The sequence below is a fragment of the Planctomycetota bacterium genome, assembly GCA_038746835.1.
Lineage (GTDB): Bacteria > Planctomycetota > Phycisphaerae > Tepidisphaerales > Tepidisphaeraceae > JBCDKH01.
This window is the reverse complement of sequence record JBCDKH010000132.1, coordinates 1-10,850: the sequence shown is the minus strand read 5'-3', so window position 1 is coordinate 10,850 and position 10,850 is coordinate 1. Positions and strand designations below refer to the sequence as shown.

Annotated in this window: 2 protein-coding genes and 1 tRNA gene; 2 read left to right on the top strand and 1 reads right to left on the bottom strand. The window is 62.3% G+C overall.

Going from position 1 to position 10,850, the window contains the following annotated elements; translation table 11 throughout:
* Positions 1 to 329 (bottom strand): 6-phosphofructokinase (locus tag AAGI46_12265; GenBank protein ID MEM1012980.1); only part of this gene is annotated, 329 nt, incomplete at its 3' end.
* A 144-nt stretch (positions 330 to 473) separates the two neighbouring features.
* Here AAGI46_12265 and AAGI46_12260 point away from each other — a divergent pair.
* Together AAGI46_12260 and AAGI46_12255 are read left to right on the top strand one after the other, a co-directional pair.
* Positions 474 to 546, top strand: a tRNA-Ala gene (locus AAGI46_12260).
* A 254-nt stretch (positions 547 to 800) separates the two neighbouring features.
* Positions 801 to 10,850: hypothetical protein (locus tag AAGI46_12255; protein MEM1012979.1), on the top strand; the 10,050-nt coding region annotated here is incomplete at its 3' end.

Here is a 10,850-nt window from a genome sequence, read left to right as displayed (position 1 = left end):
GCCGAGTCATTCCCGCCGATGTAGAAGAAGTACTTGATGTCCTTCTCCTTGAGCTTGCCAAAGAGATTCCGGCAGTACTCCTCGTCGGGCTTGTCCCGCGTCGAGCCCAGCGCACTGCTCGGCGTGGCGGCGATCCGCTCGGCGAGCTCGTCCGGAACGTCGCTCAGATCGACGAGATTGCCTTCGAGGATGCCGCGGACGCCGTGGCGTGCGCCGTAGAGCGTGTCGATGTGGCCGTGCTGCTTGGCGGCCTGGATGACGCCGACGAGCGACTGGTTGATGACGCTGGTGGGTCCGCCGGACTGGCCGATGATCGCGTTGTTGGGCATGGGGGGCTGGGTGTCGTGTGTGCTGGCCGGCATCCTAAAGAGGCCACGCCCCCGGGCAACGTCCCGCCAACAAACTTCCCGCCCGACCCCGCGTCACTCGGCCACGCCCCCGCCGGTGGGCCTACGGTGTCGCTCCGCCCGTTCGGGCCCCTAGCTCAATTGGGAGAGCGCTGCTTTTGCAAGGCAGAGGTTACCGGTTCGATCCCGGTGGGGTCCACTGCGCGCTCCGCTGGCAGGCTCAAGTATGCCGGGTGTGCGTGGTCGGCCCCTTAATCTGGGCTACAAGACCGATTACATGTTTAAACAACATAAGGCCCGAAGAGGTCGTTTTTGTATTAGTGTTTCATAAGACTCATTTTTGTTATCAACATTTGATCCGTCTCGTTTGCATTCCTGCTGCTGCTCCATTACTGCAGCAGGTGGTACTTCCGCGCTCGACCAAGAGCGCGATCACCTCTTCGAGACAGGACGATGCAGAGACACACCCGCGACGCGGAACATGAGACGTACTCGACCAGCGGCCGTCAGCGCAAGGCCGAGCGGTCACTGCGGCAGGCTGTCGCAGAAGCGCTCGAGCCGCGCAAGCTGCTTGTTGCCGACACGGGATCCGGACTGGATCTGGCCTATGCCACGCCGGACTTCTTCGTCGACTTCGACGCTGACGTCTTTGCGAGCATCGATGACGGGGACGTCATGCTCGAAAACCTCACCGCAGGCTGGGCAACCCAGTTCGCGAGCGAGGGTCTCGACGTCACGCAGCCGGCTGGTCAACAGACAGGCCCGTGGCGCGTCGAGCTCGAGTCGTCCAACCACCGAGCTGCGGAAACGACAGAGCTGCCCGCGGACGGGAACTATGAGATCACGCTGTTCGGCAACCGAATCGAAGACGCCGGCGGGACGCTGCTCGGCGGGCGGATTCGTCTGAACGATCCGACCGAGTTCTTCTTCTACAACGCGGACTTCAACGGGGATCGGAAAGTCGACATCGGGGACTTCGGGGTTCTTCGGAGCGGGATGGACAACGCGGGCAGCACCTTCGCTGAAGGTGATGCGAACGGCGATGGTGCCGTCGACTTGGCCGACTTCGGCATCATGCGAGACCGATTCGGGACCAGCCTGGCTGCTCCGCCCGTTGCGGGAGACATCAGCCCCGCCGGTGGGACCACGTCCAGCGTCGGTCTGACCTGGCTACAGCCGTTGGTGGACGACGGCCAGGGCGGCACGATGGCCGACGACTACGACGGCTTCCACGTCTATCGCGGCAGCCCGGGGCAGGACCCCGTTCTCGTCCGGACGCTCCGCAAGTCCGATCGCGATCAGCCCGGCGGGTACACGCTCAACGACGACCAGGTCAGCTACTACGACACCGGCCTTGTCGACGGCATCCGCTACAGCTACTTCACGCGCCCGTTCAGCGACACGAACGGCAACGGAACCGCCACTGAAGAAGTAAAAGTGCCGACGGTTCTCAAAAGCGTTACCGATCTTAGCATCTCCGATGCCGGCGGAAGTCTGACGCTCTCATGGCTGCCCGGAAGCACCTCGCACACGTACGTTCGCATCGAGTACGTCGACCCAGGCGGTGAGATCGCCATGCACACGGTGCTCGCCGGGGCCGGCAACAGCTTCACAGTGCCGGCTTCCCACTACGCCGCTGCTCTCGGCTCGACGTTCCTGGTCACAGCCGTCAACGACGACAGCGAAGGCGCGCCGCTGGAGTCAGCACCGGCAGTCGTCGGCCCGGTGCAGGGTGGCGTGACCGCGACCGGTCCGGACGTCGCAAGACTCAATGAGCCGTACTCCATCTCCTTCAATTACGGAGGAAGTGCGTCCAACGTCGCCTTTTGGAATGTCTTCTGGGGCGACGGGAACACGTCGAGCATCGAAGACCTCGCCGACATGACCTCGGGCTCGGCGGAGCACACGTTCGACGCCATCACACCGCAAAACACGATCGCCGTTGCGGCCTTCGACGCCTTGGGCCAACCGATCGCAACCGCTTACCACAACATCGAAATCCTCCCGGCCGGCGACGGTGACGATCGCAACATCCTCGGCCCAAGTCTCCTGGTGGAAGGTGACAGCGCGACATACACCGCCGGTGACCAGTTCGATGGCATCCCCGACGCGGAACTCGTCTGGAACGTGTACGACGAGACGAACGAGATCGTCGCCACTTCCCTCGGCCAGTCGATCACGCTGAATGAGCTCGGCGACGGGACGAAGACGATCACGCTCCTGCGTTTCCCGCCCTCCGGCAGTGGGAGGGTCCTGGCGACACGCGACATCACCGTCATCAACGCCCCGCCGACCAACCTGACCATAAGCGGCGAGACGAATCTCCGTGCCAACCGCTTCGCCGTCTTCTCCGCCTCCGCATTCGATGCGGGTGGTGACGATCTGACGTACACTTGGACCTTCAGCTACACGGACCACAACGGCGACATCGCCACAATAACGGACGAGGGCGAGAACATTCGCTTCGTCGTCCCGAACAATGACGCTATCGGCTTTGGTCCGCCGCCTGACGACGAATTCGCCGACGCGACTCTGACCGTCGTCGCCGACGACGGTGATGGCGGGGTCGTCGAACAGGTTACTGCGGCAGTCATCCTTCCCGAGCAGCCGCATCAAGCATTCAGTTGGACCCCGCTCAACGACGCATCCACACTCGCAGAGGGGCAAGCCATTTCACCTCTCCCAGATGGAAGTTATCTCTATGCGAGTGGCTTCGCAAACTACGACCTTTCCAGCGCACGTTACAATCAGGCCCGACGCCATCTCATTGGACGACTTCTACCGGACTTGTCGGTAGACGACACCTTCGGTGATAACCTCTCGCTTGGTGGCGATCACCAACCACTGCTCGGCGGCTTCTCCACGTTCTTGGGTGAATCGGTTAGCGCACCGGGTGTGTTCGGCGGGCCAGATGTTCTTACTGCAAGCATCTTCGATCTCGTTGGTATCGGATACAATGATTTCAACCCGCGAAGCGGCTACAGACGCCCGGCCTTTGTCGGGACTAGCTCGGGCCCACTTCTCATTACGAGTGCACTCGAGATCCAAAGTAATACACTATTCGGGACTCCAAGCCAACACTTCTCTTCTCCGACAGCGCTTCGTTTTGACGAGAGTGGTCACGTCGATACAAGTTTCGACGGCAATGCAACGTCATCATCCCAGTGGTTGAGCAAACAACTTGCCCTCACGTACCCGCTCGACAACATCCACCGTGCGTCTGACTTCAGCTCGCTCGCGGCCGATCGCGCCGTCGTTCATGCGGACAACAGCGTTACGATCGTAGCGCGATCCTCGCCGCACTGGAAGGGTCAGGTGGACTTAGAACAACAAACGGATTCACTCGCAGTACTCCGAATACGCGAAGACGGCTCACGCGATAGCTCGTTCGGAGTCGACCAGCACGCTCTTGCGTCGAGTGGCGGAGCCGGGGCGACAATCATACGAGATACGGACGCAGGTGCCCTCAGTGGAGGTACCGTCACACAAAATGGCACCGCCGTTGCGGGCTTACACGAGCTTCCAGACGGGCGGTTGATTGTGATCGCTTCGTCATTTCGCGAGAATGAGTTTCTACCACGCTCTGATGCCTCAGACCCTTTCAAAGTTGGTGTTCATGCAAACGTGACCCGGCTGACATCGGATGGACGCCTGGATACGACGTTTGGGCCCAACGGCTCGGGCATGAACTCCTATTTTGCCCTCGCAGCGACCGATTACTTAGGATACGAGGGTTTTGATGTTTTTGAGGCACTCACCGATTCGATTCGACTCCAAGATGGCAGCATATTGGCCCTTGGACAGATAACCACACCAGCGGTTTCCTCGCCATCTGGCGATTCATTTCCCGACCGGCAAGATCTGCTCTTAATGAAGCTTCAGCCAGACGGAGAGCTAGATCAAAGTTGGGCTACCAACGGTTTCTTGCGTCTTGACCTACTGAGCGTCTTTGGTGATGCTGGCCTACCTGTTGGCAGTTTTGACGCTGCAGTCGGCACGGTGATCAGGGAGCTTCCCGATGGATCAGTGCTTGTGGGTGGTCATCTGACAACGTATTACGGGGCAGATGCAGCGGAAGCATTCGTCCTCAAGCTCACTGCCGACGGGGTCGCTAGCGGCTCTGGATCCGCTGCGAGCACCTATGTCGACGCTTCTTTCGAAGACGACGGCGTGTTTGTCCTGCCAATTCCGAGTAACCCCGCTGAAGACAATCGTCTTGGTGACCGACCCGTTCTGCGGACGGTGATCCATGACATCCTGATCGAAGACGACGCTTGGGTGATAGCCGGGGCGCTGGGACGTCCGAGCATCCCAACGGGCACGGAAGTCAAAGACGTCGATCCATTTTTCGCCCGCTATCGCCCTGACTCCCTCGCTGGTGTACGGCTGACCGCGACGGCGCTGGAGCCGCGGAGGGTTGAGTTGCACTGGGTCGATACCAGTTACGGCGAAGAAGGCTTCCTTGTCGAGCGGGCGGAAGTGCCTGCGGATACGACGACGATCGATCCCTTAGCGCTCAACTTCGAGACCATCGGCCACGCCGTCGCGGACGCGGAGTCGTACACCGACCTCACGGCAGAACCGGACACGTGGTACGCCTATCGCGTCGTCAGCTACAAGTACAAAGCCGGTGCGGACAACGACGAGCTAACGGCCGACTCCAATGTCGCTGCCGTCACCACGCCGGCGTTCGGGCTCACCTACGTGTACGACCAGACCGTACTTGTCGATGAGTTTGGCGTCGAGGCGACCAGCACGCCGCTTGGAGCAGGAGCCAACTACCTCTTCCAAGCCACCGGCAACATCGGCCTCGGCGGAAGCGCGGGAAGTGGCGGGGGCGGCGATCTCTTCGACGTCGACTCGGAGTACGGCGTCTGGCCATGGACGCCGGGAGAGCGGCACAAGACAAGCGACTACAGCGGAGCGACGCTCGACTACGGCATCGCGGTAGGATTACCCGAAGCAGTCGCGGGTGAAGGAACGCGCTGGCGAGGTTTTCTTGACAACAAGTACCCGTTCTGGGGAGAGCCCAGCACCGACACGCCACACACGTACGAGGTCTACTACACCCATCACGAGACGACGGACTCCGCGGCCGTCTTCCAGTTCCGCGATGACTACTACTACGACAACAACATTCCGACCGGCGACCGCTATCGCGAGCTTGGCGTCGACATCTTCAAAGGGGTCCCCGGTGCGCCCGCACGCCTCGAAGCACGTGCAGGTGAAGGCAAGACCGTCGATGTGACGTGGGAACCCGTCTCGCCCGGCCACGTCTCGGGCTATCGCCTGGAGCGGTCGATCGACGGCGGCACGACGTTCAGCGTGGCCGCCCTGCTTCCTGATGGAGCCCGGTCGTTCACGGACGCCGACGTCGAGTGGAACACGCCGTACGTCTACCGGATTCGATCGGTGCTGGAGCACGGATTCTCAAGCTGGTCGAACCTCGCGACTGCGGTGGCAGCGAACCTGGCCCCGCGGATCAATCCGCACGCGACGCCGCACTTCTTCGTCGGCTCACAGAGCGCGACGAACGAGGCCGTCACGGTGACATTCGATATCGCGGCGACCGATCCCGACGGAGACGACGAGGGCCTCACCTTCGCAGTCATCGGCGGCGGCCCCGATCCGAGCGGGTTCGGTCCGTTCTTTGACAGTGCCACAGACTCCACGTTGAGCTGGAAAGCCCGGCCGTTCTTGGAATTCGGAGACGGTCCGACGCAGAGCAGACTGATGGAGCGGCGAGAGATCGTCCGGATATCGGTAACGGACGAGGACGGCCAGGTAGCCGAGGCCGCCTTCGACGTGGTCTTTCTCAGGAGTCGCGAAGAGTTCATCGCCATCAACGCTTCGACCGGCGTTGTCCGCCAGGAAGGCGGACTCCACTACATCGACCTATACGTCGATGCCACCATCGGAGAACCGACCGACGCGGACAGCACGGACGGCTTGACGTACGAGTGGTCCGTTGTCGACGTGCCGGCGCTGGGCCAGTCGTTGTTCGTCGACAATCAGCTCGGTCTCGGCCGCACCGCCACCGCCCTGGCGACCGCCGGCGGGCCGCACACGTTCCGCGTGGCCGTGTCGCACCCGAACCTGGAAACCGTCTTTTCCGACGTCGTGGTTGACGTGCCGCAGACGGCTTCGTTGATCGAGATTCGCCCACCACTCGGCGTCTCGCCCGAGGAGTTCAGCGACCCCGGAATTGCCAAGGCAAGCAGCGTCCCGCTCCTTGGCGTGTTCAGCGATCAGTTTGGCCATCTGTTCGCGCCTGGAGATGCAACTTGGGACGTGCTGAATTCGAGCGGGCTCTCGATCTCCGGGCAGCCCGGGCTACCCGAAATCACTCCGGCCGGTCACAGCCGCAGTGCACTACTCGACGTCGGGACCACACCGGGCGACTACAAAGTCGTTGTCACCCGAGACAACGTCACAGAGGCACTCGCGTTCACCGTCAACACCAACGACAACCAGCCTCCAGTCATCCACGACGTTCTCGCCCACTACGCGAACGACAGACTGACACTCACGGCCGACGCGTCCGATCCCGACATCGGGAACGGATTGACCTACGACTGGACCGTCACGCCAGACGGTCAGTCCGCACTACCGACGCCTTCCTGGAACGGAACCTCCGCCGCAAGGACGATCGTCCTCGAAAACGTTCAGGGTGCGGGCGACTATGGCATCGCACTTAGTGTCAGCGATGGGTCGGAGTCGGTCCCGTGGACGGAGACGTTCAACATCGCACCAGTTGCGACCAGCCTGAATCTCGACGTCGGCGTCGGTTCGACGACGCAGAGTGATCCGTTACTGATCACCGCTCAGGTGCTGGATCAGTTCGGAGAGCCAATAGCCAATCCGGGCGTCACGCTCGACTGGTCGATCCTCAACACGAGTTTTGCAACGCTCTCAGTACCCGGTGGCCCAAATCCCGATCCACTGACTCGGGAGTTCACCAGCATAGCGAACGGCTACGCCAGAATTCAGATTAAAGACGACACCAACCCAGATCTGGGGCACGCCTGGGCGGTCGTCAGTGTCTTCGATCAGGTCGACCCGATCGCCCGCATCCTTTCGCTTCCCGGCGGACATGAGCCGACGCTCATCGAGTCCGAGGTCGACATTGATGCCATCGTCCAGGACGTCAATCTCAACGACAACCTGCAGTACAACCTCTTCCTTGAGCCCTTCGGCCAGATCGGCGGGAACTCGCTCCTCGAAGGCAATGGCCGATTTGGTCAGCTGCCAAACACCGGCGAACGCATGACTTCGCTGGATCCAGCCTCGCTGGCCAACGGCTTCTACAACGTCGTCCTCGAAGTTGACGACGGCCACACCATCGTCACCGACAGCAGGCCGATCGAGATCCGCTCGCTCGTCAAAACCGGCGGGCTCAATCTCTCGTTCGTTGACCTCACACTCGACATCCCGGGCGGACCGCCTGTCGAGGTGATCCGGACCTACGACTCGCTCGATGCCCACGTCGACCTCGACTTCGGCGGTGGATGGAACGTCGGCTTTGCCGAGGCACAGATCATCACGGACGGCGTTCGTCACGGAAGCGCCGGTGACATGGGCACCGAGCTCCGCGAATTCAGCCGCGTCATGATCGACGTCCCTGGCGTCGGGCCGAGGCACTTCGAGTTCCGCGCCATTCCTGCTGGTTACCAGGCGACCAATCCCGGCGTCTACCACAACTTCCGGCCGCAGTTCATTGCCATCGACGGCAGCGACGCGACCCTCGAACTGCCGATCGAGAACACCGTCACTACCAACGAGGACCTGCTCACGCCGGACGACGAGGCGTATCACGACACGGACACCGACAATTCTGATCGCTTCACCAACGGCTACTTCCTGCTCCGATCCGAGGGCCTCTATTTGCAGGGCGGCAACGGCTACGACCCGACGACTACCCTCGCCGGCAACCGCTTCTACCTCACCACCGCCGACGGCACGCGGTACGAGCTCGAGGCTTCGTCTGGCAAAATCCTCGAACGGCGGGACGCCGAGGGCAACGTCGTTGAGTTCGACAACAACAGTGTCACTGCACCCGATGGCCAGAAGCTTGAGCTGATCGCCGGGACTGCTGGCGCGAGACTGAGCGACGCTGACGGCAACACCGTTCGACAGGTCGACTACCTGCGCGATCAGAATGGCCGACTCGCGCAGGTCGACGCGCCCGCCGGTCCCTCGACGATCACCTATGACAGCAACGGCCGACTCCTAACGATCTCCGACGGCCGGGACATCCCCGTCATCACCGCCAACTACAAAGACGATGGCAGCCTCGATTCCGTCACCGACGCTCGGAGCAACACCACTCGCCAATCCGAATCTGGCTACGGCGGAAGCCTCGGCAGCACCGGAAGTACCTCCGCCTCCGGCAGTGAGACCGAATACGTCTACGACGACTTCGGCGGCGTGATTCGCGAAATCCGCTCCGAACGCGATTCGTCGACCGACGACGTCCTCCGCTACCACGTCACCGTCCGCAAGTTCGAGTACTCCACCGACGCCAACTTCCTCCCGGAGGAGGGTCACGGCACGTCGGGCGTCGGCAAGCCGCACGAGATCGTCGAATACGAGTCCTTCACCGTCTCGGGCCCAGACCGCTTCGGCCGGCGTTACACGAAGCTGCCGGAGCGTGTCCTGCGCATCACAAACTCGTACAACTACACCGACGAGAAGCCCGCCATCCTCGACCCCGACCTTTGGCGGCCGTCGATGCAACGCGTCCTCGCCGCGGACGGCATGTCGTTCCGGACGACGCACTTCGCCCCCGGCGACACCATCAACACCGCCTACCACGAGACGGGCGGCGTCCGTCGCTCGGTCGACGCCTTCGGCCGTGTCACCGTCAACGAGTACGACGACGCCGGCAACCTCCTCTGGACACGCGACCACCTCGGCAACGTCACCTGGAATGAGTACACGCCCGAAGGCAATCCCGAAGGTCTTCCGGTCGGCCTGCTTGTCAGAACCTGGACTGTCGACGAGCAAGGAAACGAGCTCCAAACGCTTTCGCAGAACACCTACTACTTCGATCAGGATCCGACTGATAATGACCCCGATCCGAATCATGGTCGGCTGAAGACCTCCACCGACGCGGCCGGCGTCACGACGCACTACGAATACACGGCCGACGGGCAGGTCGAACGGTCGTGGCGCACGTGGACCGGTGGCGGGACCACGCAGGCCGATCCCGACTCGCGGACCGAGTTCGACGAGGCAGGTCGCGCGATCAGGACCTTCGACGCCGACGGCAATGTCTCGCACACCTTCTTCGGACCCTCGGGTCTGGCCATCGCCACCGTCGACGAATTCAACGGCAACCTCGCCGACAGCCCGGCCACCGTCACCGTCCATGACGCTGCAGGCCGAGCCGTCGCCACCTTCGGCCCGGGCGGTGGGGGCGGCGTGGAAACGAGAACCGTTTTCGACGCCGACGGGCGCGTCGCCTTCCGCAGCGAGCCGTTCGACAGCGACACCAGCTTCAATCTCGGGCTCACCTCGCCCGCGACGCTCACCACCATCGCGGCCGACAACACAGCCACCTATGTCGTCACCAAGACCCTCTACGACGACCTTGGCCGATCCGTCGGCACCGAGCGGTACGCCGATAGCCGCATCGATCTGATCTCCGATCGCGATCACCCGACCGTCGACGATCTGTTCAAGACCGACATCGGCAACGTCGTTCTCGGCACACTGATCTCGAGCACGCGGACGGTCTACGACGACCGAGGCCGAACCGTCGAACAGGTCAACGCCGACGGCCTGCGGACCGGCACGGTCTACTGGTTCGATGGCAGCGTCCGCGCCACCGGTCCGCTCCTGCCCGATGCTCCGGCCGACTGGCACATCGACCCCGTCTTCCATGATCCAAACGCGGCCTTCGGTGCCTTCGACACCGCGTTGCTGCTCTACTTCCGCAACGCTCCGAGCGACGGCAACGACCTCACGTCGACCGACAACCGGGCCGACGTCTCGCAGACGTTTGTCGATCGCTGGAACCTGAACGTGATCGAAATCAGCGGCCAGATCGAGCGCGACCAACAACCCAATCCGTCATCGACGCTGGACACCTTCTACCTCCGCTTTGAAGACCCGATTGCACCCACCACGCCAGTCGACATCTCCGTCAGCCTGTATGGCTTGTCCGAGCCCAACGGGCCCGTGGCGGCCATCCGAAACGAGCTGGTCACCGCCATCAACGGCGGACCTGAAAGTGCCGGCGACACGTTCAACATCCGGGCAATCGCAGATCCGACAAGCAGCGGACGGATCTTGTTGTTCGCTGACGATCCGATGCAACCCGTCAGCTATGTCCTCCACGCCCGAGTGGACGACGGTGGCAGTGGTCACAAGCTCGACCCGCCGACGATCCGGCTCGGCGGGGACGTGCGGGACATCGTCGAGGTCGTGCCCGGCGATCCGCAGCTCGACGTCGTCCACGCCTCGGCCTTCCGCCGCAGCACGCTGTCTCTCGATCCGCTG